We start from the raw sequence: 24,935 nt of genomic DNA, 5'->3' as shown, positions 1-24,935 counted from the left end.
CCAGGTGCCGGGGTTCCCGGGCCGTCACGGTTTGCGGGCCATCACTCCGTACACACTGACGTCCGCGTCCGTCACGTCGTTGATGTCCCGGTAGCGCGTCCTGTCCAGCTCGTCCAGGCTCGCCACGAACTCCTGGTCGGGGTCGGCGGCCTCGGGCAGATCGGTGACCCGCTCGGGCCGCCAGCGGTGCACCGGGACGACGCCGGGGTCGAGCATCTCCAGACCGTTGTCGGTCACGAAACGCTCCACCTGGGCGTGCGTGCGGCGGACCATGGCGAAGCCGCGCTCCTTGAAGGCCTTCGTCACCTGGCCGACCTGCTCGGGGTTGAGATCCGAGCTGACGTTGCTCAGCACGAGACAGCTGCCCGCCGGCAACGCGTCGAGGAGCTGCCGCACGATGGGATAGGCCGCGTCGTCCTCGATGAAGTGCAGGACGGCGGCGAGGACGAGGGCGACGGGACGGTCGAAGTCCAGGGTGCGGCGAGCGGCTTCGAGGATCTTGGCGGGGTCGCGCAGGTCCGCCTCGATGTAGTCGGTGCTGCCCTGCGGGCCGCTGGTGAGCAGGGCCTGCGCGTGTACGAGGACGACCGGGTCGTTGTCGACGTAGACGACCCGCGCGTCGGGAGCGATGGCCTGCACGATCTGGTGGACGTTCTGCTGGGTCGGCAGTCCCGTGCCGACATCCAGGAACTGCCGGATGCCGTCGTGGGCGGCGAGGGTCACCGCGCGCCGCATGAAGTCCCGGTTGTGCCGCACGGTGAGATACCCGCGCGGATTGGCCGCCAGGGCCATCGCCGCGGCCTCGCGGTCGGCCGGGTAGTTGTCCTTCCCACCGAGGAAGACGTCGTAGACGCGGGCCGGGTGCGCCTTCGTGGTGTCTATTCGCTTCCTGAGCTCGGCGGTGGCGTCCGGCGCTCCGGAGCCGGAGCCGGTTGCGGGGCCGGGCGCGGTTGCGGGGGCTGGGGTGTCGGCGCTCATGTGACCGTCCTCGTCAGGCTGTTGATGCGACTGGCGTCAATCTAGACGCTTCCCTGCGGCTGGCGGGCCACCAGCCGGCAATGCGGGCGGGCGCCTGCGCCCGCCCGCTCACGGCTTCGTGGGTTGTCGGCGCGGCCGGTTAGCCTCTGTGGAGTGTCCTCGCACCTCACCGATCCCGCGCAGCTCAAGGAGCTCCTCGGGATCCCCTTCACCCCGGAGCAGACGGCGTGCATCACCGCGCCGCCCGCCCCGCAGGTGATCGTCGCCGGAGCCGGGTCGGGGAAGACCACGGTGATGGCGGCCCGCGTGGTGTGGCTCGTCGGGACCGGGCAGGTCGCCCCCGAGCAGGTCCTCGGCCTCACCTTCACCAACAAGGCGGCCGGCGAGCTGGCGGAGCGCGTCCGCAAGGCCCTGGTCGCGGCCGGGGTCACCGACCCGGACGCCATCGACCCGGACAACCCGCCGGGCGAGCCCAGCATCTCCACCTACCACGCGTTCGCCGGCCGGCTCCTGACCGAGCACGGGCTGCGGATCGGGCTCGAACCCACCACCCGCCTCCTCGCCGACGCCACCCGCTTCCAGCTCGCCGCCCGCGTACTGCGCGAGGCCCCCGGCCCGTACCCGGCCCTGACCAGGTCGTTCCCCACCCTGGTCAGCGATCTTTTGGCGCTCGACGCCGAGCTGGCCGAACACCTCGTACGCCCCGAAGAGCTCGCGGAGTACGACACCGAGCTGCTCCGCACGCTGGAGAGCGCCAAGCTCAGCAACGCCGAACTGCGCAAGATCCCCGAGACCGCGGAGGCCCGCCGCGAGTTGCTCTCCCTGACCCGGCGCTACCGCGAGGCGAAGCGGAGCCGCGACCTCCTCGACTTCGGCGACCAGATCGCGCTGTCCGCGCAGCTCGCCCTCACCCGTCCCGAGGCCGGCGCGATCCTGCGCGAGGAGTACCGGGTCGTCCTGCTCGACGAGTACCAGGACACCTCCGTCGCCCAGCGGCTTCTGCTCTCCGCCCTCTTCGGCAGTGGCCCCGACGGCATCGCGTCCGGGCACGCCGTCACCGCGGTCGGCGACCCCTGCCAGGCCATCTACGGCTGGCGCGGCGCCTCCGTGGCCAACCTCGACGACTTCCCGAGCCACTTCCCGCAGGCCGACGGCGCCCCCGCGACCCGCTACTCCCTCAGCGAGAACCGCCGCAGCGGCGGCCGTCTCCTCCACCTCGCCAACGGCCTGGCCGAACCCCTGCGCGCCATGCACGAGGGCGTCGAGGCCCTGCGCCCCGCCCCCGGCGCCGAGCGCGACGGCCTGGTCCGCTGCGCACTGCTGCGTACCCACACCGAGGAGATCGACTGGCTCGCCGACTCGATCGCCCACCTGGTGCGGACCGGCAAGGCACCCGGTGAGATCGCCGTCCTGTGCCGTACCGCGGGCGACTTCCCGGAGATCCAGGCCGCCCTGGTGGCCCGGGACATCCCGGTCGAGGTCGTCGGCCTCTCCGGGCTGCTCCACCTGCCCGAGGTCGCGGACCTCGTGGCGGTCTGCGAGGTCCTCCAGGACCCGGGGGCCAACGCGTCCCTGGTCCGGCTGCTCACCGGCCCCCGCTGGCGGATCGGCCCCCGTGACCTGGCGCTGCTCGGCCGCCGGGCCCGCCTCCTCGTCCACCGCGCGGCCCACGGGGACGACGACTTCGACCCCGACCGCCGGCTCGCCGAAGCCGTCGAGGGCATCGACCCCGCCGAGGTGATCTCGCTCGCCGACGCGCTGGACACCTTCCTCGACTCCGGCGGCGAGCAGGACGACCGCCTGCCGTTCTCCACCGAGGCCCGCATCCGCTTCGCCCGGCTCGCCACCGAACTGCGCGACCTGCGCCGCTCGCTCGCCGACCCCCTGATGGACGTACTGCACCGCGTCCTCGGCACCACCGGACTCGAAGTCGAGCTCTCCGCGTCCCCGCAGGCCCTGGCGGCGCGCCGCCGCGAGACCCTCGCCAACTTCCTCGACGTCGCGGCCCGCTTCGCCGCCGTCGACGGGGAGGCCACGCTCCTCGCCTTCCTCGGCTTCCTGCGCACCGCCGCGCAGTACGAGAAGGGCCTGGACAACGCGCTGCCCGGCGGCGAGAACACCGTCAAGGTCCTCACCGCCCACAAGTCCAAGGGCCTGGAATGGGACGTCGTCGCCGTGCCCGGCCTGGTCACCGGCCAGTTCCCCAGCGGCCAGTCCCGTGACGCCTGGACCTCCCAGTCCAAGGTCCTCCCGCACGCCCTGCGCGGCGACACGGCCACCCTGCCCGTCATCCACTCCTTCGACGCCAAGGGCCTCAAGGGCTTCAAGGAGGAGATGAAGGAGCACCAGCACACCGAGGAGCTGCGCCTCGGATACGTCACCTTCACCCGGCCCCGCACCCTGCTGCTCGGCTCCGGTCACTGGTGGGGCCCCAGCCAGAAGAAGCCGCGCGGCCCGTCCGCCTTCCTGCACGCGCTGTACGAGCACTGCGCCGCCGGGCACGGCGAGATCGAGGCGTGGGCGGACGAGCCGGCCGAGGACGAGGAGAACCCCGCCCTGGCCGAGTCGGCGGCCGACCACGCCTGGCCGCTGCCCCTGGACGACACCGCGCTGGCCCGCCGCAGGGCCGCCGCGGACACGGTGATGGCCCACCTGAAGGCGCTGGCCACGGCGGGCCCGGTACCGGACGGGCAGGACGAGCCGTTCGCCGAGGACGAGCCGCCGCCCGACGACGCACCGTTCCCCGACGACGACCCCTTCCGGGACGAGGAGCCGTTCCCGGACGAGGAGCCGTTCCCTGAGGACGGGCTCTCCCCGGCCCCAGCCCCGCACGTTCCTTCAGCCCCACATGTCCCCTCAGCCCGTGCTCCCGAGAGCGTCTCAGCCCGCGTGCCCGAGAGCGTCCCCCCGCGCCTCACCCCCGAGGAGTCCCGCACCCTCGCCTCCTGGGACCGCGACCTCGACGCCCTCGCCGGGGAGCTGCGCCGGGCCCGCGCCGGCGTGCGCGAGGTCCTCGTACCGGCCTCGCTCTCCGCCACCCAGTTGCTGCGCCTGGCCGACGACCCCGACGGCTTCGCCCAGGAGCTGGCCCGTCCGATGCCCCGCCCCCCGCAGCCGGCCGCCCGCCGGGGCACCCGCTTCCACGCCTGGGTGGAGTCCCGGTTCGAGGAGCTGCCGCTGCCCATGCTCGGCCCCGACGAGCTGCCCGGCGGTGACGAGAGCGATACCGACATCGCCGACGAACGCGATCTCGCCGAGCTGAAGGAGGCCTTCGAGCGCACCCCGTACGCCCGCCGCACCCCCTACCGCGTCGAGACGCCGTTCCAGATCACCCTGGCCGGCCGGGTGATCCGGGGCCGTATCGACGCGGTGTACCGCACCGGGGACACGTACGAGATCGTCGACTGGAAGACCAGCCGCACCAACACCGCGGACCCCCTCCAGCTCGCCGTCTACCGTCTCGCCTGGTCCGAACTGCACGGTCTGCCGCTCACCGATGTCACGGCCACCTTCCTCTTCGTGCGGAGCGGCGAGAGCGTCCGCCCGGCCCGGCTGCCGGGCCGTCCGGAGCTGGAGCGCATCCTCCTGGACGAGCCACCTCCCGTGGGCGGATAGGCTGAAGGTCATGAGCGACACCCCGGACAGCGCCGTCCGTACGTACACCGAGCAGCACCGCACAGCCTTCCTCGACGACCTCGCCGAGTGGCTGCGCATCCCCTCCGTGTCCGCTCAGCCGGAGCACGACGGGGACGTACGGCGCAGCGCCGAGTGGCTCTCCGCCAAGCTGACGGAGACCGGCTTCCCGGTCGCCGAGATCTGGGAGACGGACGGGGCGCCCGCCGTCTTCGCCGAGTGGCCGTCCGACGACCCGGACGCCCCGACGGTCCTCGTGTACGGGCACCACGACGTGCAGCCCGCCGCCCGCGAGGACGGCTGGGACACCGACCCGTTCGAGCCGGTGATCCGGGACGGCCGGATGTACGGGCGCGGCGCGGCCGACGACAAGGGGCAGGTGTTCTTCCACACCCTCGGGGTCCGGGCCCACCTGGCCACCACCGGCCGCACCAGCCCCGCCGTGCACCTCAAGCTCCTCGTCGAGGGCGAGGAGGAGTCCGGTTCCCCGCACTTCCGCGCCCTGGTCGAGCGGCGGTCCGCCCGTCTCGCCGCCGACGCCGTGATCGTCTCCGACACCGGCATGTGGGACGAGACAACCCCGACCGTCTGCACCGGAATGCGCGGTCTCGCCGAGTGCGAGATCGAGCTGCACGGTCCCGGCCAGGACATCCACTCCGGATCGTTCGGCGGCGCGGTCCCCAACCCCGCGACCGAGATCGCCCGGCTCGTCGCCGCGCTCCACGACGCGGACGGCCGGGTCGCGGTGCCCGGTTTCTACGACGGCGTGGCCGAACTCACCGCCACCGAGCGCGCCCTCTTCGCCGAGCTGCCGTTCGACGAGGCCACCTGGCTGCGTACCGCCAGGTCGCAGTCCGCGTCCGGCGAGGCGGGCTACTCCACGCTGGAACGCATCTGGGCCCGCCCGACCGCCGAGGTCAACGGCATCGGCGGCGGCTACCAGGGCGCCGGAAGCAAGACGATCATCCCGGCCTCCGCCCGGGTGAAGCTCAGCTTCCGCCTGGTCGCGGGCCAGGACCCGGACCGCGTCCAGCAGGCCGTGCAGGCCTGGGCCGAGTCCCGGATCCCGGCCGGAATCCGGCACCGCATCACCTTCCTCCCCGCCACCCGCCCCTGCCTCACCCCACTGGACCACCCCGCGCTGCAGGCCGTGGCCCGCGCCATGGGACGGGCCTTCGGCCAGAAGATCCTCTTCACCCGCGAAGGAGGCTCGGGACCCGCCGCCGATCTGCAGGACGTCCTCGGCGCCCCCGTCCTCTTCCTGGGCATCTCCGTACCGTCCGACGGCTGGCACGCCCCCAATGAGAAGGTCGAACTCGACCTGCTGCTCAAAGGCGTGGAGACCACCGCCCATCTCTGGGGCGAACTGGCGGCCGCACTCCGCTGAATCCTCTGAACACCCGATCCATCCCGGGGGAGTAGGAAGCACCTGTGAGCACCTTCGACAACGCCACCGCAGACCGGCCGATCGGTCTGACCGCGCCCAGCGGTATCGACCGCGCCGCGCACCACCGCCTCGACGAGGCCTGGCTGGCCGCCGCGTGGAGCCACCCGACGACCCGGGTCTTCGTCGTCTCCGGCGGGCAGGTGCTGATCGACGACACCGCCGACGGCACCGAACTCGTGATGACCCCCGCCTTCGAGGCGCCCGTCACCGAGACCCACCGCTACTTCCTGGGCACCGACGAGAAGGGCGTCAGCTACTTCGCCCTCCAGAAGGACTCGCTGCCGGGCCGCATGGACCAGTCGGCCCGTCCCGCCGGGCTGCGCGAGGCGGGCCTGCTCCTCGGCGCCCGCGACGCCGGTCTGATGGTGCACGCGGTGGCGCTGGAGAACTGGCAACGGCTGCACCGCTTCTGCTCGCGCTGCGGCGAACGCACGGTGATCGCGGCAGCCGGACACATCCGCCGCTGCCAGGCCTGCGGCGCGGAGCACTACCCGCGTACCGACCCCGCGGTCATCATGCTGGTCACCGACGACCAGGACCGCGCCCTGCTGGGCCGCCAGGTCCACTGGCCCGAGGGCCGCTTCTCGACCCTGGCCGGTTTCGTCGAGCCGGGCGAATCGATCGAGCAGTCCGTGGCGCGCGAGGTGTTCGAGGAAGCGGGCATCACGGTCGGCGAGGTGGAGTACATCGCCAGCCAGCCCTGGCCCTTCCCGTCCAGCCTGATGCTCGGCTTCATGGCACGGGCCACGACGTACGAGATCAACGTCGACGGCGAGGAGATCGAGGAGGCGCGCTGGTTCTCCCGCGAGGAGCTGACCGCCGCCTTCGAGTCGGGCGAGATCCTGCCCCCGTTCGGCATCTCGATCGCGGCCCGGCTGATCGAGATCTGGTACGGGAAGCCCCTCCCGAGGCCGCGCAGCGCCGGCTGACGCGGGAGTACGGACGCGCGCGGGGGACACGGTGGCGGCGGCGTCCCGGCAGCTCGGCCCGAGCTGCCTCCCGGACCCTACCCAGGGGGGCGGTCCAGCAGAGCGGCCGTGAACGTCTCGCGGTGGGCGGCCAGCCAGGCCTGTATGCGGTCCCAGCGTTTCCAACCGCCCCGCTCGGCCAGCGCTCGGAGGTAGACGGAGTCACCGTCGGCCACGCGGCGGGCGACGAAGGCCCGGCAACTCTCCGTGGTCTGTTCGATCACGGCGGGCAGTTCGGCACGCTCCCCCGGGGAGAGTCCGTAGCTGTCGGCGAGGATCCGCAGCCGTGCGGACACATCCAGGCCGGCGGGGTACAGGGCCGCCGCGGACACCGGATCGAGCATGGGCACCCAGTAGCGGGCAGCCATGGCGACGTCCCAGAGAGGACGGCCCGGAGCCGCGAGGTCGAAATCGATCAAGGCGGCGGCACGACCGTCGCGGAAGACGACGTTGTCCGGGCACACGTCGTTGTGGCACACCATCGTTCCTCCCTCGGGATCGGCGAGGTCCCGGGGCCACTCGGTGTCCGTGCCGACCGCGACGGCCACGCTCGCCCCGTGCAGGCGGCGCAGCAGGCTCCCCACCGATTCGAGTGCGGCGGCCGTCATCACCCAGCGAGGGAACGGCGGCAGAGCCACGTCGCCAGGAATGAAGGTCAGCCGCTCACGGCCGTCAGCGGTGAGGCCCACGGGAGTCGGAGCCGCGTCGAAGCCGTGCTCCTTCAGCGCGAGGAGGTGGGCGTGGAGGGCGGGAGCGTGGGGCGGTGCCGGGCGTTCCACCAGCGCACCCCGGCGGAAGACCGCCCCCGCGTTCACCATGCCTCCGGGCAGCGCCTCGCCGTCCGCCTCGCCCCCGGTCGTCATGCCGAGCACGCTACTGCCGAGTGGGCATCGTGCGGGCGGACATGCGAAGACCCCCGAACCGGCGCCGGGCCGGTCGGGGGTCGGGTGCGGCGAGTGGGCCTGACGCCCGGTGCCGGGCGGGTCAGACGCCCAGCGCCTGCTTCACCTGGGCCAGGCTCGGGTTCGTCATGACGACGTCCTCACCACCGCCGTCGGGAGCCACGAGAACCGTCGGGACCGTCTGGTTCCCGCCATTCGCCTTCTCCACGAAGGCGGCGGAGTCCGGGTCGTGCTCGATGTTGATCTCGGTGTACGCGATGCCCTCGCGGTCCATCTGGCCCTTGAGCCGACGGCAGTATCCGCACCACGTGGTGCTGTACATCGTCACAGTGCCCGGCATGTCTTCGCGCTCCTCTGTCTCATCGGTCTCGGCAATCCCGCCACATCCCGTCTCGGTCTCTTCCGTCACACCGAGAAGCCGGGACGCGCGTTGCCGCACGACAGAAGAACGTACGTGACCTGGCCACCATTCCCGGGCCCGTTCCCGATCAGTACGAAGGCCGTTCCCGATTAGTACGACGAACATGGCACCCCTGTGGACAACTTCCACGTCCGCCCCTTTCGACCTGGCAGCATGGCGGGGTGACATCAGCAACGCATTCCACCCTCTTCCCTCAGGTCCCCGACTCCGCCGACGCCGTCCTCGACGGACTCGACCCCGAGCAGCGCGAGGTCGCCCTGGCCCTGCAGGGCCCGGTGTGCGTGCTGGCCGGAGCCGGTACGGGCAAGACGCGGGCCATCACGCACCGCATCGCCTACGGGGTGCGCGCCGGGATAATCCAGCCGACGAGTGTGCTTGCCGTCACGTTCACCAACCGGGCCGCGGGCGAGATGCGGGGACGGCTGCGCCAACTCGGAGCCGGCGGGGTGCAGGCGCGGACCTTCCACTCCGCGGCCCTGCGCCAGCTCCAGTACTTCTGGCCGAAAGCAGTCGGTGGCGAGCTGCCCCGGCTGCTGGAGCGCAAGGTCCAGCTGGTGGCAGAGGCGGCGGCGCGCTGCGGTGTCCGGCTCGACCGCAACGAGCTGCGCGACGTCACGAGCGAGATCGAGTGGGCCAAGGTCACCCAGACCGTGCCCGCCGACTATCCGGCCGTGGTCGCCAAGTCCCAGCGGGACGCCCCGCGCGATCCCGCGGAGATCTCGCAGGTCTACGCGATGTACGAGCAGCTGAAGCGGGACCGCACGGTGATCGACTTCGAGGATGTGCTGCTCCTGACCGTCGGCATCCTCCAGGACCGGCACGACATCGCCGACCACGTCCGCCGTCAGTACCAGTACTTCGTCGTCGACGAGTACCAGGACGTCAGCCCGCTCCAGCAGCGGCTGCTCGATCTCTGGCTCGGCGACCGGGACAACCTCTGCGTCGTCGGTGACGCCAGCCAGACGATCTACTCCTTCACCGGAGCCACCCCCGACCACCTGCTGAACTTCCGCACCCGCCACCCCCGGGCCACCGTCGTCAAGCTCGTCCGGGACTACCGCTCCACCCCCCAGGTGGTCCACCTGGCCAACGGGCTGCTCGGCCAGGCCCGCGGCAGGGCCGCCGAGCACCGGCTCGAACTGGTCTCGCAGCGCGAGCGCGGCCCCGAGCCCGCCTACACGGACTACGCGGACGAGCCAGCCGAGGCCGAGGGCACCGCTCGCCGCATCCGCGACCTGATCGCCGCGGGCGTCCCGGCGGGCCAGATCGCCGTGCTCTACCGGGTCAACTCCCAGTCCGAGGTCTACGAGCAGGCCCTGGCCGACGCGGGAGTGCCGTACCAGCTGCGGGGCGCCGAGCGCTTCTTCGAGCGCGCCGAGGTACGGGAAGCGGGCGTCGCCCTGCGCGGCGCCGCCAGGGCCGGGGGCAACGACTCCCTGCTGGACGATGCGCAGGGACTGCCCGCCGAGGTCCGCGCCGTGCTCTCCACCAAGGGCTGGCGGAGCGAGCCGCCCGCCGGGTCCGGGGCGGTGCGCGACCGCTGGGAGTCCCTGGCCGCACTGGTCAGGCTCGCCGAGGACTTCGAACAGGCCAAGCCGGGCGCGACCCTCTCCGACCTGGTCGCCGAGCTGGACGAGCGGGCCGCGGCCCAGCACGCCCCCACGGTCCAGGGCGTCACCCTCGCCTCGCTGCACTCGGCGAAGGGCCTGGAGTGGGATGCCGTGTTCCTGGTCGGACTGACCGAGGGCATGATGCCGATCACCTACGCCAAGACGGACGAGCAGATCGAGGAGGAGCGCCGGCTGCTGTACGTCGGAGTCACCCGTGCTCGCTTCCACCTCTCGCTGTCGTGGTCGCTGGCCCGCTCGCCCGGCGGCCGGGCCGGCCGCCGCCCGAGCCGCTTCCTGAACGGGCTGCGCCCCGGCTCGGCGGCGCTGGGCTCCAGGAGCGCGGCGGGCGGCAGCGGCGGCGGCATCGAGCGCCCGGTGGCCGCCCGGCGCAAGCGGCGTGGGCCCGCGCTGTGCCGGGTGTGCGGCAGGACCCTCACCGACGCCGGTGAGATGAAGCTGATGCGCTGTGACGACTGCCCGTCCGACATGGACGAGGCGTTGTACGAGCGGCTGCGCGACTGGCGCGCGGCGCGGGCTCAGGAGATCAGCCAGCCCGCCTACTGCGTGTTCACCGACAAGACGCTGATGGCCATCGCGGAGGCGGTGCCCGGCAGCGAGGGCGAACTGGCCGGTATCCCCGGGGTCGGCGCGCGGAAGCTGGGCCGTTTCGGCGCCGCGGTGCTTGGCATCTGCGCAGGTGGGGACGGGGCGGAGGAGCCTGCGGAGGCCGACGAGGAGATGTGAGAAAAACTCGTCGAAAAAATAGTTTGCGCCCGCCCCAGTCGTCACCATAGGTTCTTAACCACGGGAACAGCGACTTCTCTGAAGCCCTGATCCTGTGCTGTACTTATTCCGAATACGTAGGACCGGCTTGGTCGGTCCGCCCGAGACGCCGAGAGGAGGCGATTGAAGTGATCAGCATCATCGAGACCAACAAAATGACCGATCTCTCGGTCGTCTCCGCCTACTCGCTCGGCCTCGCCTGCTCTTCGACGTCTTCCCTGCGTGGCACCGGTATGTCCGGCATTTCTGCCGCCAGCCCGCTGTCCCTGGTGAGCCTTCCCGAGCGGGAGCGCAATGAGCGACCGACCCAGGCACCGGCAGCAGCAGTAGCGAAGGGACAGGCCCAGGCCTATGCCTTTGCGGCCGTCGGTGCGGGAGCGGAAGCCGGAGCCAAGAAGCAGACGACGCACCACCACACGATGTGGGCCTTCCGTGGGCCTGAACCCTGGAGAGATCCAGCCTGATCGACGATCAGGCCGGCGCCTTCAGGGCCGCGGAACCCCACTCGGGATCCGCGGCCCTTTTGTTTTGTCCGAACGGACGGAACAGCACGAAGGAGCCTCGGGACAAGCAACACCTGGTACCAGCCGCCCCCCGGCCAACAGGCCGGAAACGACCAGACGAGGACACCACCACCGTGCAACTCGAAGCGCACGCCCCGTCAGTACCGCCTTCCGAAACGATCCCCCCGCCCGGCCTCACGGAGGACTCCACCTTGACCCCGCTCACTGCGCTCACCGCGCTCGACGACGCCATCGAGAACCTCGGCGTACCCGTCCCCTGCCGCTCCTACGACCCCGAGGTCTTCTTCGCCGAGTCCCCGGCCGACGTCGAGTACGCCAAGTCCCTCTGCCGCACCTGCCCGCTCGTCGAGGCCTGCCTCGCCGGCGCCAAGGAGCGCCGCGAGCCGTGGGGTGTCTGGGGTGGCGAGCTGTTCATCCAGGGCGTCGTCGTTGCTCGCAAGCGGCCGCGTGGCCGTCCTCGCAAGAACCCGGTCGCGGCGTGATCGCCGACCTGGGGGTCGCGGCCCCCAAACCCATGAAGCGCATCGGAACCATCGACCGTCCCCAGACCCACGATCCCCGAAACCAGGAACCAATGACCATCCCCACGAGGGAGCCCGTCGGCTCCGCGACACCGGACGTCACCATCATCGGCGCGAACGACTCGCGTCAGAACAGGACCCGTGAGATGCAACTCATCCCAGAAGCCCTGGCTCGTGCTCATATGCACGACCGCCTGAGGGAAGCCGAAGCGGAACGTCAGGCCGTGCGCCTGATCCACGCGCGGCGTATGCAGCGCCGGGCCGAGCGCGCCTTGATGCGTGCCCGGCGAGCGCTGGCCATGGCGGTCATGCACTGAGCCGAGCAGGCTCGAAAACCAGCAGGCTCGAAAACCAGCAGTACCGATCACCAGCAGTACCGATCGCCAGTAGGACCGCTGCGGGGCAGCCGCTCTCTGACCCGCAGCAAGCAGTACTCAGCACCCACATCACCACCCCTGCCTCGGGGCCGGTCCACTCGGACCGGCCCCGAGGCCGTGCTGTGTGGTGCCGTCCCGTGCCGTCCCGCGGTGGCGGAGTTATCGTCACGAGGTGGACGAGGAGACGCAGCGCCCAGAAGCGGCGGGCACAGGGGGCGTCCTATGTGCCCTGTGCGGTACCGCAGCCGGGAGCGGCGACACACCGCCGACCTGGATCTGTTCCGTGGAGAACGGCAGCCGCCGCTACTTCTGTGACACCTGCGCGCGCAGCCACCTCAGGGCCATCGAGAGCCGTCTCGACTCCGCCTGGTGGTGACCTGACCGGCCGCTATTTGGCCTCCGCACCGGCCGCCGCGCCCTCCACGGGCCCGTCCACAGTTCCGAACTTGTCCGTCGCCTCTTCCGCGGTCTCGAACTCGGCCGGAGCTTCCTCGGGCCACTCCTCCCCGGCCCGCTCCTCCTCTTCCAGCGGCAGGAACCCCGGCAGCCAGGCTTCGAGTTCCTCACGCAGCCGGACCGTCGCGCCGAGCTGGCACAGCACCCCTATCGTGCTCAACGTCACACGGTGTATCAGCAGATAGGCGGGCGGCAGATTCAGCTGCTTGCCCAGCTGGTGGGCGGGGGAGCGCGGATCAGCTATCCGGGCGGCCTGATTGCGCATCCAGCTCCGGCTGAAGGCGAACTCCTCCACGAGTGCCGGTTCGATGATCGGCCGGAGGTAGTCGAGCACCGCGTCCGGGGCGAGGTCGATCGAGTCCTTGACGAAGCCCTCCTCGCGCAGCTTCTCGTACACCGCGTCCGCGTCGCCCTGGAGCGTCAGCCGCAACGAGTCCCCGATGGTCTGCGGCAGCCCGCCGGGCAGCCGGTCCACCGTCCCGAAGTCGAGGACGCCGAGCCGCCACTGAGCCACCCCGGTGTCCCCGGTGTTCTCGGTCTCGTCGGTGTCCGCCGGGTCCGCCGGGTCCGGGGGCAGCAGCCGGAAGTTGCCCGGGTGCGGGTCGGCGTGGAGCAGCCCGGTGCGCGCGGGGCCGGAGAACAGGAACCGGGCCAGCAGCTGTCCGGCCCGGTCCCGCTGCTCCGCGGTTCCGTCGGCGATCACCTCGGCCAGCGGCACACCGTCGATCCACTCCGTGACCAGCACCTGATCGGACTGGTGGACCACGCCCGGGACCACGACATCGGGATCGCCCGCGAACTCCTCGGCGTGCTCCCGCTGCGACTGCGCCTCCTGCTCGTAGTCCAGCTCTTCCGACACCCGGTCACGCAGCTCCGTGATCAGCGGCTTGATGTCCATGCCGGGAATCAGCGGGCCGAGCAGCCGGGCGAACCGGCTCAGCTGGGTCAGGTCGGAGAGCAGCGCGTCCCCGGCACCCGGGTACTGCACCTTCACCGCGACGTCGCGCCCGTCGTGCCACACCGCCCGGTGCACCTGCCCGATCGAGGCGGCGGCCGACGGCTTGTCCTCGAACGTCAGGAACAGCTCCCGCCAGTCCTCACCGAGTCGCTCGGCCAGCACCGCGTGGACCCGGCCCTCCGGCATCGGAGGAGCCGCCTCCTGGAGTTTGGTCAGGGCCGCGCGGTAGGGGCCGGCGACCTCCTCGGGCAGGGCGGACTCGAAGACGGACAGGGCCTGTCCGAGCTTCATCGCCCCGCCCTTCAGCTCGCCCAGGACCTTGAAGAGCTGGTCGGCGGTGCGCTGCTGTACCTCGCGGGCGACCAGCTCCGCCGACTTACCGCCGATGCGCTTGCCCAGGCCCCAGGTGGCCCGGCCCGCGAACCCCAACGGCAGCGCGGCCAGCTTGGCGGTTCGGGTGACCGCCTTCCGGGGAAGATCAGACATATGCCCCTCCAAATCCCAGACTGCCGCGCTGCGTGCGGCGGTTACCCGGCCATTGTGTCGTGCGCCGTGCCGGCCCCGGAGGTGCGCACCCCCTCAGTGTGCCCACCCGCTCCACAGGAACAGTCGAGGTGTGCCCGGATCTGCTCCGACCGCCAGTCCAACAGCGGCAGCGCGGCTTCCCACCGGGCCCCGGTGCAGGCGGGCAGCTCCCCGTCGAGGAAGGCCAGCGCGTGGGCGGCCGCCAGACCTGCCACCGCGGTCGCCAGGCCCAGGTCACAGGCCTGCACGGCGGTGCGCCGCCCGGACTGCCACTGAGCCAGCATCCGCGGCCACTGCGGGTCCCGGTCGCGCCGGTCCAGATCCAGGCACCCCGCGCACGCTGTGCCTCCCGGCAGCACCAGGGGCCCGACGAATCCGGTGGCCTCGATCACCCCGGCGTAGAGGTGCGGTGTGCCCGAGGCGATCCACGGCTCGGCGGTGCGTGGATCGGGGACGTAGGCGGAGAGGCTCTCGCGAGGGGCGACCACGATCAGGGACAGGCCCGGCTCGCCGCTCGCGGGCCCGCCCGACGGCAGTGTCGCCCGCACTGCCGGACCGGGGGCCGAGCGCCGGACCAACTGCCGCGCCGCACTGTCCCGGCGCTCTCCGGCCGCCGAGGACGGCAGCCCTCCGGGCGAGACGTCGCCCGGCTCGGCGCAGCCCCCGTCGAGCACCTCGACGTGCCCCACCCCGGATCCGGAAAGCACCGCGGCGACGGCCGCGCCCACCCGGCCGGCTCCCCGTACCTGGACGCGCATGGAGCGGCGCGCGGCCAGCCGGCGCATCCCGCCGCCGGGCTCGGGATGCACGACGGAGAGCGACGCCAGGTCCGGCCGGTGACGCTCCATGGCGTCCGCCCGGTTCCGTAACGCATCGGCCTCCGGTCCGCCGGCCCGCACGTCGTCGATGAGCCCCGCGTCCGACAACCGCATGACGAGGGTGTCCACTTGGTGTTCGGTGAGATCCAGCGCCCTGGCCTCCTCGCGCAACAGCGGCATCCCGCGTGTTCCGTCGAGGAGCTCCAGGAAACAGCCCGTCGCGATATCCATCGGGCCGACCTTCACCGCGTGTGCGGGCGTCACACCGAATTGGACGGTGCCGCGGCCGCGCCATGCGCGACGCAGTGCGGGCTTCAACATCGGATGCACGGCTTCCCCCGGTCTGTGTGGCTGCGTGAGATCCATTGCCAGAATGCAACGGGCCGCGGAAGCAGGTGCAAAGTTATCCACAGGCGGGGGGTATTAGTCGTTCAAATGGTGCGGGGCATGGGGTGGATCAGGTGTGAACCGTTCGGGAGACGGGACTTCCCCCACTGACAGCGGGTAACGTCGTGCCGTGCCCGCCGACCCGTCACCCGGTTTCGCCGGGGAGACCCCCGCGCGCAGCGCCGGGATCCACCAGCGCAGCGCGGAAGACCACCCGCCCCGCGGCTCGGCGACGAGCGCGGTCGAGGTGCGCAGGAGCTCCCGCCGCAGCAGAACGGTCTCCGCGTACCGGGAGGGGGACCGCACGATTGTGCTGATCCCCGCCCGGATGTCAGAGGCCGAGGAGCAGCGCTGGGTGAGCGTGATGCTCGACAAGCTGGCCGCCCAGGAGAGCAGACGCATTCCCGGCGACAGCGAACTCGCCGAGCGGGCGGAGCGATTGTCCGCGCAGTACTTCGAGGGCCGTGCCAGACCCGTCTCGGTGCGGTGGGTGACCAATCAGAACACCCGGTGGGGTTCCTGCACCCCGGCCGAGGGAAGCATCCGCCTGTCGCACCGGCTGCAGGGGATGCCCGAGTACGTCGTCGACTACGTGCTCGTCCACGAGCTGGCTCATCTCCTGGTGCCCGGACACGGACCGCGGTTCTGGCGGCTCCTGGACGCCTACCCCCGTACCGAGCGGGCGCGCGGCTATCTCGAAGGGGTGGTGGCGGCCGACCGGCTGCCGCACCTGCCCGCCGCACGCGGCGAGTGACGTTCGGTGACTCTGTACCGGGTCTGTACCGGCTTGGCCCGTGGCCGGACTTTGCGGTTAGCCTGACGCGACGCATTTAGCTTCCGGATGGGGGACGGTCGTTACGCATGGCCAGGGAATTCCAACGCGGCCACAAGGCCAAGATCAGCGATCTCACGCCGGGGACGGACCTGTACGTAGGTGTGCAGATCGCCGGCCCGGGACTGACCTTTGACATCAGCTGCTTCGGCCTCGATGCCAATGAGCAGCTCTCCGACGACCGGTATTTCATCTTCTTCAACCAGCCGAAATCGCCCGAGGAGTCCATTCAGCTCCTCGGCGCCCAGGCCGGTGACACCGAGTCGTTCCGCGTGACTCTGGACCGCATTCCGGCGAGCATCCACAAGCTGTCGTTCACCGCGACGCTGGACGGTGCCGGACAGATGGCGCAGGTCGGTCCCGGGTACATCCGGATCGTCGCGGGTGGCGAGGAAGTCGTCAGGTACGCCTTCACCGGCTCGGAGTTCACCACCGAACGCGCGGTGATGCTGGGTGACTTCTACCTCAAGGACGTCTGGCGGTTCGCCGCTGTCGGCCAGGGGTTCGACGGCGGCCTCGACGCGCTGCTGAAGAACTTCGGAGGCGAGGTCGCCGAGGAGGAGCCTGCCGCTCCGCAGCCGCAGTCCGCCGTCCCGTCGTTCGCCCCGCCCGGCCAGGCGTCGGCGCCCGCCCCGTCGTTCGGCGCCCCGGCCGCACCGCAGGTCCCGCAGCCCGCACCGTCCTTCGGCGGACCGCCCGCGCCCGCACCGGCGCCCACTCCGCAGCAGCAGATGCATGCCGCGCCCACCATCGTGGCGCCGCTGGCCCCGCAGAGCGGAAGTGTGCCCCCGCCGCCCGCGCCCCCGCCCGCTCCGTTCGGGCAGCCGGGGCAGCCGCCCCAGCAGCCGCAGTTCGGGCAGGTCCCGGGACAGGCCCCCGCGCCCTACGGGCAGCAGGCCCCCGCGCCGTACGGACAGCCGGCTCCGGCCCCGTACGGACAGCAGCCTCCCGGTATGCCGCCGGGTGTGCCCCAGGGCGTGCCGCAAGGGGCGCCGCAGACCGGGGCAGGTCTCCTGGCCGCGCTCCAGCCGTACAAGGAGACAGCCACCGGCCGGCGCTGGACCTCGCAGAACCAGCAGCTCATGCGGGTCGACCTCACCAACGGCGGTGGGGGAGTGCTGGCCAGGCAGGGCAGCATGGTGATGTACCAGGGCAAGGTCGACTTCGGCTACAAGGGCGCAGGTTTCGCCGGCCGGATCGTCGGCAACGCCACCGGTCAGGAAATGCAGCTGATGCGCTGTACCGGCCGTGGGCAGGTCTTCCTCGCAGAGGACGGCTCGCATCTGCACGCCGTCGAACTCCAGGGCGACGGCATCTGTGTCTCCGCCGAGAACGTCCTCGCCTTCGACGAATCGCTTCAGCACGAGGTCCGCAGGATCGAGGGCCACGGCATCCCCGGAGGCGCCCTGTTCACCATGCAGTTCCAGGGCACCGGCACCGTCGTCGTCAAGACCCACGGTGTGCCGGTCGTCCTGCCGGTCACCCCGACCACCTTCGCCGACTGCAACGCCGTCGTGGCGTGGTCGGCGGCGTCCCAGGTGATCGTCTCCAGCCAGGTCCGGCTGCGCCGCAACGCCTACCCCGGACACAGCGGGGAGACCGTGAACCTCCAGTTCCGGGGCGCACCCGGCAACTTCATCGTCGTCCAGCCCTACGAGGTCTGAGGGAGCCCGTCATGAACCAGCAACTCGCGGGCTACGCCCCGACCCCCGTCACGGCCCGGATGGAGAACCACGGCCATTCGATGCTGAAGGTCGCCATGGCCACCGGCCAGGACCTCTACGCGCGCACCGGCTCGATGGTGGCGTACGAGGGCTTCATCCAGTACGAGCCCAATCCGCCCGCCGTCCGCCAGATCGCCTCGCAGTGGATCACCGGCGAGGGCACCCCTCTGATGAAGTGCGCCGGTGACGGGCTGCTCTACCTCGCCGACTACGGCGCGGACGTCGTCGTCATCAACCTCAACAACGACTCCCTCTCGGTCAACGGCACCAACGTCCTCGCCTTCGACGGCCATCTCACCTGGGGCGTCGAACGGGTCAAGGGACTGGCCAAATTCGCCGGCCAGGGCCTGTGGAACGTCTGTATCTCCGGCACCGGCTGGGTCGCCATCACCTCGCGCGGCACGCCGATCGTCGTCGACTGCGGGAGCGGCGAGGACGAGACGTACGTCGACCCGGACGCCCTGGTGGCGTGGTCCCCGAACCTCAAGGTGAAGGGCAAGCGCAGCTTCAAGGCCTCCTCGCTCATCGGGCGGGGCAGTGGAGAGGCGTTCCAGATGGCCTTCTCCGGCCAGGGGATCGTCGTCGTCCAGCCGAGCGAGGACAGCACCGACCGCATGCGGGTCCGGAACTGACGGGGAGGGAGAACACACCATGCAGAGTCCGCTTTTCAGCTACACGGAACAGCAGTCCCAGGACCGCTACGCGGTTCAGAACCCGCAGCTCCTGCGGGTCTCGCTGACCGGGCAGGACGACGTCCTCGCCCGCAAGGGGGCCATGGTCGCGTACCAGGGGCTCATGGAGTTCGACGGCGAGTACCAGTCGCACGGACAGCGCCGGGCCCGCGCGACCACCGGTGAGGGCCTCGACCTGATGCGCTGCTCCGGGCAGGGCACCGTCTATCTCGCCAATCTGGCGCAGTACGTCCACGTGGTGGATGTCGACCGCGACGGCATGACGGTGGACAGCGCCTACGTCCTGGCGCTCGACTCGTCTCTCCACACCGAGGTCATCGCGGTGGACAGCCAGTACGGCATCTCGGGCACCGGCAAGTACCAGCTCAACATCTCCGGCAGCGGCAAGGTCGCCCTGATGACCTCCGGCCAGCCCTTGATGATGCAGGTCACGCCCGACAAGTACGTCAACGCCGACGCGGACGCCGTCGTCGCCTGGTCCAGCTCCCTGCGCGTGCAGATGCAGGCCCAGACGCACTCGTCGGGCGTCATGCGCCGACGCGGCAGCACCGGTGAGGGCTGGGAGCTCAGCTTCCTCGGGCAGGGCTTCGCCCTGGTCCAGCCGAGCGAGGTGCTGCCACCGCAGAACGCCCAGATCGGCCAGGGGATGGCTGCCCAGTTCGGCATGGGCCAGCAGGGCGTCCACGCGCAGAACCAGAACAACGCCTGGAACTGAGCCACCCGATCGGTAAGGGGCGGCCTCCTGGGAGGCCGCCCCTTACCCGTGCTGTCGTCGTTCCCGCTACCGGACGCCGTCCAGCGCCGCCCGCGTACGTTCCATCAGACGCACCACCGAGGAGTCGGCGACCCCGGCGACCTCGTCGTAGGCGAACCAGCGCAGGTCCAGCGATTCGTCACTGATCCGCTCCGTCGAACCCGACGGTGCCAGTGCCGCGTACTGGACGTCCAGATGCCAGTTGCAGGGCGCCGGGATCGGGTGGCGGTCCAGGGTGACCGGGCCGCCGGCCAGCAACGTCAGACCGGCGATGCCGGACTCCTCCGTGGCCTCGCGCAGCGCCGCACCGGCCAGCGTGGCGTCCCCGGGCTCGCAGTGACCGCCCATCTGCAGCCACATCCGCAGCTTCCGGTGCAGTGTGAGCAGCACCCGGCCGCGCTCCGGGTCCACGACCAGCGCGCTGGCCGTCAGGTGCCCGGCCCCGCACGCCTTCCACATGCCGTCGGGGTGCAGCGACAGATGGTCCAGATAAGCCAGGCGCAGCTCCTCCTGGGCGGCGCCCGCGCCGCCCCCGTAGTCCTTCAGTACGAGAACGGCGTCGTCGTGCAGGCTCACTTGTCGGTGTCGTCCTTGCTGTCGCCGCCGGTACCGCTGTCGCCGGTGTCGTCGCCGTCCGTGCCGCTGCCGGCCTTGCCGTCGGCGTCCTTCGGGGCGGGCCCGGCCTCGCCTTCGGTGCCGGTCGCGGGCTTCTGCGGCCCGTTCGCGGCCTCGCCGAGCATCTTGTCCAGCTCGGAGAAGTCCAGCTGCTCGTGGTGCACGAACCCGTCCGGGTCGTCCAGGTCGTGGGCGGTCGGCAGCATGTCGGGGTGCTCCCACAGCGCGTCGCGTCCGTCGAGACCCCGGGCGTCCGTGAGCGATGCCCACAGCCGCGAGGCGTCACGCAGCCGCCGGGGACGCAGCTGGAGACCGATCAGCGTGGCGAACGTCTGCTCGGCGGGACCGCCGGAGGCGCGGCGCCTGCGCATCGTCTCCCGCAGCGCGTCCGCCGAGGTCAGCCGGGACTTCGCGGCCTCGTGCACCACGGCGTCCACCCAGCCCTCGACCAGCGCGAGCGCCGTCTCCAGCCGGGCCAGGGCCGCCTTCTGCTCCGGAGTGTCCTCGGGCTGGAACATGCCCTGCTGAAGGGCTTCCTGCAACTGCTCGGGCTGCGACGGGTCGAACTGGCCGACCACGTCCTCCAGCTTGCTGGTGTCGACCTTGATGCCGCGCGCATAGCCCTCCACGGCACCGAACAGATGCGAGCGCAGCCACGGCACATGGGCGAAGAGCCGCTGGTGAGCGGCCTCGCGCAGCGCCAGATACAGCCGCACCTCGTCCTGCGGCACGCTCAGGTCCTTGCCGAACCGCTCGACGTTCAGCGGCAGCAGCGCGGCCTTGCCGGCCGGGCCCAGTGGCAGACCGATGTCGGTCGAGCCGACCACCTCGCCCGCCAGCACACCGACGGCCTGCCCGATCTGCTGACCGAACATCGCGCCGCCCATCGACCGCATCATGCCGATCAGCGGGCCCGCCATCGCCTGCATCTCCTCGGGCAGCACATCGCCCATGGCGAGGCCGACACGCTCGGCCACCGGGTCGACCAGCTTCTGCCAGGCGGGGAGGGACGCCTCGACCCACTCCGCACGGCTCCAGGCCACGGTGGAGACCGAACCGGACGGCAGCGACGTCACGCCGTCCAGCCAGATGTCTGCCAGCCGCAGCGCCTCGTCGACCGCGGCACGCTCGGACGGGCCGACGCTCGCGTCCTTGGTGCCGTCCGCGGTGCCCTGCGAGACGGTCTGGCGGGCGATCTGCTTGGCCATGTCCCAGTTCACGGGACCGCCCTCGTAGCTCAGCATCTGGCCGAGCTGCTGGAAGGCCGCGCCCAGGTCGTTCGGGTTCATCGACCCGAACATCGCGGCGAAGGGGTTGTCACCGCCCGCGCCGGGGCCGAAGCCGAGCGGGTTCGCCGGACCGCCCGAACCCTGCCCACCTCCGGTGGGGTCCTTCTTCTTGCCATGGTCGCCGTCGTCCGGCTCCTCCGGCGGAAGGCCGAATCCGAATGGGGTGTCACTCACGGGTTTCCTCGGCTCGTAGGGCCGCCGGATCGAACCGACGGCGACTGCCCGACATCACCATCCAGCGTAGACACCAAGTCCGCTCAGGGCCTCAGTGCTCCGTCGGCTCCCGGCCTGCGGCAGGATGGACGCCACCTGGTACGTACGCGTCATTCGGGTACGTACTGAAGACAACCGCTGGAGACGCCCGGTGAGTTCCCCAGATCCGCAGGTTCGCGCAGCGCGAAACCTGGCCGACCCGCTGTCCGAGAAGAAGACCGAGAACACGGCCGAGAACAAGCCCGACAGCAAGCCAGAGGACAAGACCGTCCGGAGCCGCTCCAGGAGCCGCGGCCCCGTCGTGGCCATCACCGGAGCCGCGACGGGTGTCGGCGAGCTGCTCGCGGCCCGGCTCGCGGCCTCGGAGGAGATCAAGCAGGTCATCGCCATCGACGAGCGCCGCGGGGAGGTCTCAGAGGCGACCTGGCACATCCTCGACGTCCGTGACCCGGCCATCGCGGAGAAGCTGCGGGGAGCGGACGTCGTGGTGCACCTGGCTCTCGATCTCGACCTGGAGACCGACGCCGCCGCCCGCACCGCCTACAACGTGCGCGGCACCCAGACGGTGCTGACCGCCGCCGCGGCCGTCGGCGTCCACCGCGTCGTGCTGTGCACCTCCGCGATGGTCTACGGCGCGCTGCCCGACAACGACATCCCGCTGGCCGAGGACGCCGAGCTGCGGGCCACCGCGGAGGCGACCGGCGTCGGCGACCTGCTGGAGATCGAACGGCTCGGCCGTCGCGCGCCCCGCGCCCACCCCGGACTCCACGTCACCGTGGTCCGGCCCACGGTGCTCGTCGGCGGTACCGACACGGCACTGACCCGTTACTTCGAGTCACCGCGCCTCCTCGTCGTCGCCGGATCGCACCCCACCTGGCAGTTCTGCCACGTCGACGACCTGGTCACGGCGCTGGAGTACGCCGCGCTGGAGAAGATCGACGGGGAGTTCGCGGTCGGCTGCGACGGCTGGCTCGAACAGGAGGAGGTCGAGGAGATCAGCGGCGTCCGCCGGATGGAGCTGCCCTCCGCCGTGGCGCTCGGCGCCGCCGCCCGGCTGCACCGCATCGGTCTCACACCGTCACCGGCGGGGGACCTGGCGTACACGATGCATCCCTGGGTGGTGAGCGTCAGCCGGCTGCACGACGCGGGCTGGCGCCCGAGCTGGACCAACGAGGAGGTGCTCGCCGCCCTCCTCGAAGAGGTCGAGGGACGGCACACCGTCGCGGGCCGCAGGCTCGGCCGCAAGGACGCCACCGCGGCCGGTGCCGCCGGCGCGACGGTGGCCCTGCTCGGTACCGCTGCCCTGGTACGACGCGCCCGCAAGGCGCGCCGCCGTATCTAGGGCCTGTACGGGGTTGTCCCGTGGCGTGACAGTCCGATACGGGCCCTGGGGCCCGCCGTCTGTAGGAGGCTCCAAGGGGGACGGCCGCCCACCAGCGGAAAGCGCTATTCCGTGATGCCGCCGCGGTGCGGCACGATGGCATGCATGGCACCCACGCACGACCACCCCGGCGAGCAGACGGCACAGGACCCGATCCGGCTGCTGGAGATCCGCGACACACCGTTGTCGGTGGACGAGATCTTCCGTGCCGTCGGGGACGACGCCGCCGGCGGCACCGCGCTCTTCGTCGGCACCGTGCGCAACCACGACGGCGGTCAGGACGTGGGAGCGCTCGGCTACTCGTGCCACCCCTCGGCACAGGACGAGATGCGCCGGGTGGCGGAGAAGGTCGTCGCCGGGTTCCCGGTCCGGGCGCTCGCCGCTGTCCACCGGGTGGGTGAACTGGAGGTGGGCGATCTCGCCGTGGTCGTGGCGGTCTCCTGCCCGCACCGCGCAGAGGCCTTCGAGGCCTGCCGCAAGCTCATCGACGACCTCAAGCACGAGGTCCCGATCTGGAAGCACCAGCGCTTTTCGGACGGGACGGAGGAGTGGGTCGGCGCCTGCTGAGCGCAAACCGGCCGGGCGGGCTTCCGCCCCGATTTGCGTAACCGCACCCCTGCCGTGAGCGTTGGCCTTGCAGATGGTTAATCTGCTGATAGGTCAGTTGCGGTTGCTCATGAGGCAGGGAGGTCGTCATGGCAGCACTCGCCTGGTTGTTGATTCCGCTTTTCGCTGCGCTCGGTGCTGCGATATGGGGAAGCTGGGCCGCCCGTAATCGCACGACCGGCGATGTCACCGAACTCGCCGGGTATGCCCGGTTCCGCGAAGCGATGGAGAAGTCGCACTCCGGTTCGGAGCCGGTCGAGCAGATATCGAACGTCTGACGCCACGCCGAACGTACGCGGTTGCCAACCCCCGCCACCGCACCGCCCGCCGAGGCTTCCCGGCGCACCCCTCGCGCCCCGCCCCGGGCCCCGTACGGACCGGCCCCGGCGGTGCACAGACAGACCCTTCCCGTACTGTCGTTCCATGCCACGCCGCACCGCGACGATGCTCGCCTCCACCCTGGTTCTGATCGCGCTGCTCTGCGCAGGTGTGCTGATCAAGGTTCCGTACTCGGAGATGTCCCCCGGGCCGACCGTGAACACGCTCGGTGAGGTCGACGGCGAGCCCGTCCTGCAGATCAAGGGGCGCAAGACGTACAAGACGTCCGGGCATCTCAACATGACGACGGTCAGGGTGACGGGCGCCGACTACAACATGAACCTCGTCGAGGCCGTCTACGGGTGGCTGGGGCACGACAGTCTCGTCGTACCGCACGACACGCTCTACCCGGACGGCAAGACCGAGCAGCAGTCGACGCAGGAGAACGCCGAGGAGTTCAGCCAGTCCCAGGAGAGCGCCAAGGTCGCGGCCCTCACCGAACTGGGCATTCCGGTGTCGTCACGGGTCGTCGTCTCCACGGTCATCAAGGACAGCCCCTCACAGGGCAAGCTGCACGCCGGTGACGTGATCAAGGCCGTCGACGGCACGGCGGTCAAGCAGCCCGAGGACGTCGCGAAGCTCGTCACCCGGCACAAGCCCGGCCAGGACGTCACCTTCACGGTCATCCCGGCCAAGACCGCGGCAGCGGCCGAGAAGGCCGGCAAGGAGCCCGAGGGCACCGAGAAGATCACCCTCACCACCGAGAAGGCCCCCAAGGAGAACCGCGCGATCGTCGGCATCCAGGCGGGGACGGACCACACCTTCCCGTTCGAGATCGACATCAAGCTCGCCGACGTGGGCGGCCCCAGCGCCGGTCTGATGTTCTCCCTCGGCATCGTCGACAAGCTCACCCCGGGACAGCTGACGGGCGGCAAGTTCGTCGCCGGCACCGGGACGATCGACGACAAGGGCAAGGTCGGCCCGATCGGCGGCATCAACATGAAGCTGGTCGGCGCGCGTAACGCGGGCGCCCGCTACTTCCTGACCCCGACCGAGAACTGCAAGTCGGCCGCCTCCGACACTCCTGACGGACTCACCCTGGTGCGGGTGAAGACGATCAGCGACGCGAAGAAGTCGCTGGACAGTATCCGCTCGGGGGACACGGCCGGCCTGCCGAGCTGCTCGACCGGCTGACCGCGTCCC

At 71.1% G+C, this 24,935-nt stretch carries 23 protein-coding genes; 16 read left to right on the top strand and 7 right to left on the bottom strand.

From position 1 onward, the window contains the following. Window positions 1-24 precede the first annotated feature (24 nt). On the bottom strand, window positions 25-978 hold the full coding sequence (locus tag ACIO3R_RS08650) for an SAM-dependent methyltransferase (protein WP_402104571.1): 954 nt from the start codon (window positions 976-978) through the stop codon (window positions 25-27). A gap of 153 nt (window positions 979-1,131) precedes the next feature. On the opposite strand from ACIO3R_RS08650, the gene ACIO3R_RS08645 reads away from it, so the two are divergent. From ACIO3R_RS08645 to nudC, 3 genes are read left to right on the top strand one after another with little or no spacing between them, the layout of a single operon-like run. Then, the gene (locus ACIO3R_RS08645; RefSeq protein ID WP_402104569.1) at window positions 1,132-4,593 is read left to right on the top strand and encodes a UvrD-helicase domain-containing protein; all 3,462 of its coding nucleotides are present in this window, start codon (window positions 1,132-1,134) and stop codon (window positions 4,591-4,593) included. Between the two features lie 10 nt (window positions 4,594-4,603). Further along, window positions 4,604-5,998, top strand: a complete 1,395-nt coding sequence (locus tag ACIO3R_RS08640; protein ID WP_402104567.1) for a dipeptidase — start codon at window positions 4,604-4,606, stop codon at window positions 5,996-5,998. A gap of 44 nt (window positions 5,999-6,042) precedes the next feature. Then, window positions 6,043-6,987, top strand: coding sequence for an NAD(+) diphosphatase (nudC, locus tag ACIO3R_RS08635; RefSeq protein ID WP_385025358.1), 945 nt, complete (start codon window positions 6,043-6,045; stop codon window positions 6,985-6,987). Between the two features lie 77 nt (window positions 6,988-7,064). On the opposite strand, the gene ACIO3R_RS08630 is transcribed toward nudC, so the two are convergent. Further along, window positions 7,065-7,889: a phosphotransferase gene (locus ACIO3R_RS08630; protein WP_402104565.1), complete on the bottom strand. Its 825-nt coding sequence runs from the start codon at window positions 7,887-7,889 to the stop codon at window positions 7,065-7,067. A 121-nt stretch (window positions 7,890-8,010) separates the two neighbouring features. Then, a complete protein-coding gene (locus ACIO3R_RS08625) occupies window positions 8,011-8,268 on the bottom strand; it encodes a mycoredoxin (protein ID WP_363025734.1) in 258 nt (85 codons plus the stop codon). A gap of 242 nt (window positions 8,269-8,510) precedes the next feature. Between ACIO3R_RS08625 and ACIO3R_RS08620 the strand changes: the two genes are divergently transcribed. The 5 genes from ACIO3R_RS08620 to ACIO3R_RS08600 all read left to right on the top strand — a co-directional run bounded on the left by ACIO3R_RS08620 (window position 8,511) and on the right by ACIO3R_RS08600 (window position 12,540). Next, the gene (locus tag ACIO3R_RS08620) at window positions 8,511-10,703 is read left to right on the top strand and encodes an ATP-dependent DNA helicase UvrD2 (RefSeq protein ID WP_402104562.1); all 2,193 of its coding nucleotides are present in this window, start codon (window positions 8,511-8,513) and stop codon (window positions 10,701-10,703) included. 167 nt (window positions 10,704-10,870) lie between these two features. Beyond that, window positions 10,871-11,206 (top strand): hypothetical protein, encoded by a 336-nt coding sequence (locus tag ACIO3R_RS08615; protein WP_385025347.1) that lies wholly within the window; start codon window positions 10,871-10,873, stop codon window positions 11,204-11,206. 173 nt (window positions 11,207-11,379) lie between these two features. Then, window positions 11,380-11,748: a WhiB family transcriptional regulator gene (locus tag ACIO3R_RS08610; protein ID WP_362957428.1), complete on the top strand. Its 369-nt coding sequence runs from the start codon at window positions 11,380-11,382 to the stop codon at window positions 11,746-11,748. Window positions 11,749-11,780: 32 nt separating this feature from the next. Beyond that, entirely contained in the window at window positions 11,781-12,104 is a 324-nt protein-coding gene (locus tag ACIO3R_RS08605; protein ID WP_402104875.1) for a hypothetical protein, read from the top strand. 232 nt (window positions 12,105-12,336) lie between these two features. Continuing rightward, window positions 12,337-12,540: a hypothetical protein gene (locus tag ACIO3R_RS08600; RefSeq protein WP_402104559.1), complete on the top strand. Its 204-nt coding sequence runs from the start codon at window positions 12,337-12,339 to the stop codon at window positions 12,538-12,540. Between the two features lie 12 nt (window positions 12,541-12,552). Here ACIO3R_RS08600 and ACIO3R_RS08595 read toward each other — a convergent pair whose 3' ends face one another. Together ACIO3R_RS08595 and ACIO3R_RS08590 are read right to left on the bottom strand one after the other, a co-directional pair. Further along, the gene (locus tag ACIO3R_RS08595; RefSeq protein WP_402104556.1) at window positions 12,553-14,064 is read right to left on the bottom strand and encodes an ABC1 kinase family protein; all 1,512 of its coding nucleotides are present in this window, start codon (window positions 14,062-14,064) and stop codon (window positions 12,553-12,555) included. 41 nt (window positions 14,065-14,105) lie between these two features. Further along, entirely contained in the window at window positions 14,106-15,251 is a 1,146-nt protein-coding gene (locus tag ACIO3R_RS08590; RefSeq protein WP_385351079.1) for a ThiF family adenylyltransferase, read from the bottom strand. Window positions 15,252-15,438: 187 nt separating this feature from the next. Between ACIO3R_RS08590 and ACIO3R_RS08585 the strand changes: the two genes are divergently transcribed. From ACIO3R_RS08585 to ACIO3R_RS08570, 4 genes are all read left to right on the top strand, one after another. After that, the gene (locus ACIO3R_RS08585; RefSeq protein WP_385025334.1) at window positions 15,439-16,062 is read left to right on the top strand and encodes a M48 family metallopeptidase; all 624 of its coding nucleotides are present in this window, start codon (window positions 15,439-15,441) and stop codon (window positions 16,060-16,062) included. Window positions 16,063-16,169: 107 nt separating this feature from the next. After that, entirely contained in the window at window positions 16,170-17,804 is a 1,635-nt protein-coding gene (locus tag ACIO3R_RS08580; protein ID WP_402104553.1) for a TerD family protein, read from the top strand. A gap of 11 nt (window positions 17,805-17,815) precedes the next feature. Continuing rightward, complete coding sequence (locus tag ACIO3R_RS08575; RefSeq protein ID WP_363025748.1) at window positions 17,816-18,496, top strand: AIM24 family protein; 681 nt, start codon at window positions 17,816-17,818, stop codon at window positions 18,494-18,496. 19 nt (window positions 18,497-18,515) lie between these two features. Further along, window positions 18,516-19,271, top strand: coding sequence for an AIM24 family protein (locus ACIO3R_RS08570; RefSeq protein WP_385025327.1), 756 nt, complete (start codon window positions 18,516-18,518; stop codon window positions 19,269-19,271). Window positions 19,272-19,337: 66 nt separating this feature from the next. On the opposite strand, the gene ACIO3R_RS08565 is transcribed toward ACIO3R_RS08570, so the two are convergent. Together ACIO3R_RS08565 and ACIO3R_RS08560 are read right to left on the bottom strand one after the other, a co-directional pair. Continuing rightward, window positions 19,338-19,886 carry an NUDIX hydrolase gene (locus ACIO3R_RS08565; RefSeq protein ID WP_402104550.1) on the bottom strand — a complete coding sequence of 183 codons (549 nt, stop codon included), beginning with the start codon at window positions 19,884-19,886 and terminating at the stop codon, window positions 19,338-19,340. Continuing rightward, complete coding sequence (locus tag ACIO3R_RS08560; protein ID WP_402104547.1) at window positions 19,883-21,388, bottom strand: zinc-dependent metalloprotease; 1,506 nt, start codon at window positions 21,386-21,388, stop codon at window positions 19,883-19,885. The genes ACIO3R_RS08565 and ACIO3R_RS08560 overlap by 4 nt, the downstream gene beginning before the upstream one ends. Window positions 21,389-21,578: 190 nt before the next feature. On the opposite strand from ACIO3R_RS08560, the gene ACIO3R_RS08555 reads away from it, so the two are divergent. From ACIO3R_RS08555 to ACIO3R_RS08540, 4 genes are all read left to right on the top strand, one after another. After that, on the top strand, window positions 21,579-22,769 hold the full coding sequence (locus ACIO3R_RS08555; RefSeq protein WP_385025318.1) for an SDR family oxidoreductase: 1,191 nt from the start codon (window positions 21,579-21,581) through the stop codon (window positions 22,767-22,769). Window positions 22,770-22,913: 144 nt separating this feature from the next. After that, window positions 22,914-23,375 (top strand): molybdenum cofactor biosynthesis protein MoaE, encoded by a 462-nt coding sequence (locus tag ACIO3R_RS08550; protein ID WP_385025315.1) that lies wholly within the window; start codon window positions 22,914-22,916, stop codon window positions 23,373-23,375. Between the two features lie 128 nt (window positions 23,376-23,503). Further along, window positions 23,504-23,692, top strand: a complete 189-nt coding sequence (locus ACIO3R_RS08545) for a hypothetical protein (RefSeq protein WP_362957393.1) — start codon at window positions 23,504-23,506, stop codon at window positions 23,690-23,692. Between the two features lie 145 nt (window positions 23,693-23,837). Further along, the gene (locus tag ACIO3R_RS08540; protein ID WP_402104543.1) at window positions 23,838-24,926 is read left to right on the top strand and encodes a PDZ domain-containing protein; all 1,089 of its coding nucleotides are present in this window, start codon (window positions 23,838-23,840) and stop codon (window positions 24,924-24,926) included. Window positions 24,927-24,935: the final 9 nt, after the last annotated feature.

Origin of the sequence: Streptomyces sp. NPDC087428, assembly GCF_044744085.1 — a bacterium.
In the GTDB taxonomy this organism is placed as follows: Bacteria; Actinomycetota; Actinomycetes; order Streptomycetales; family Streptomycetaceae; genus Streptomyces.
This window is presented reverse-complemented; position numbering and strand designations above follow the sequence as displayed.

Coding starts and splice junctions, on each gene's coding strand:
- ACIO3R_RS08650 (WP_402104571.1), bottom strand. CDS start 978: ATGAGCGCCGACACCCCAGCCCCCGCAACCGCGCCCGGCCCCGCAACC.
- ACIO3R_RS08640 (WP_402104567.1), top strand. CDS start 4,604: ATGAGCGACACCCCGGACAGCGCCGTCCGTACGTACACCGAGCAGCAC.
- ACIO3R_RS08630 (WP_402104565.1), bottom strand. CDS start 7,889: ATGACGACCGGGGGCGAGGCGGACGGCGAGGCGCTGCCCGGAGGCATG.
- ACIO3R_RS08625 (WP_363025734.1), bottom strand. CDS start 8,268: ATGCCGGGCACTGTGACGATGTACAGCACCACGTGGTGCGGATACTGC.
- ACIO3R_RS08605 (WP_402104875.1), top strand. CDS start 11,781: ATGAAGCGCATCGGAACCATCGACCGTCCCCAGACCCACGATCCCCGA.
- ACIO3R_RS08595 (WP_402104556.1), bottom strand. CDS start 14,064: ATGTCTGATCTTCCCCGGAAGGCGGTCACCCGAACCGCCAAGCTGGCC.
- ACIO3R_RS08580 (WP_402104553.1), top strand. CDS start 16,170: ATGGCCAGGGAATTCCAACGCGGCCACAAGGCCAAGATCAGCGATCTC.
- ACIO3R_RS08575 (WP_363025748.1), top strand. CDS start 17,816: ATGAACCAGCAACTCGCGGGCTACGCCCCGACCCCCGTCACGGCCCGG.
- ACIO3R_RS08570 (WP_385025327.1), top strand. CDS start 18,516: ATGCAGAGTCCGCTTTTCAGCTACACGGAACAGCAGTCCCAGGACCGC.
- ACIO3R_RS08550 (WP_385025315.1), top strand. CDS start 22,914: ATGGCACCCACGCACGACCACCCCGGCGAGCAGACGGCACAGGACCCG.
- ACIO3R_RS08545 (WP_362957393.1), top strand. CDS start 23,504: ATGGCAGCACTCGCCTGGTTGTTGATTCCGCTTTTCGCTGCGCTCGGT.
- ACIO3R_RS08540 (WP_402104543.1), top strand. CDS start 23,838: ATGCCACGCCGCACCGCGACGATGCTCGCCTCCACCCTGGTTCTGATC.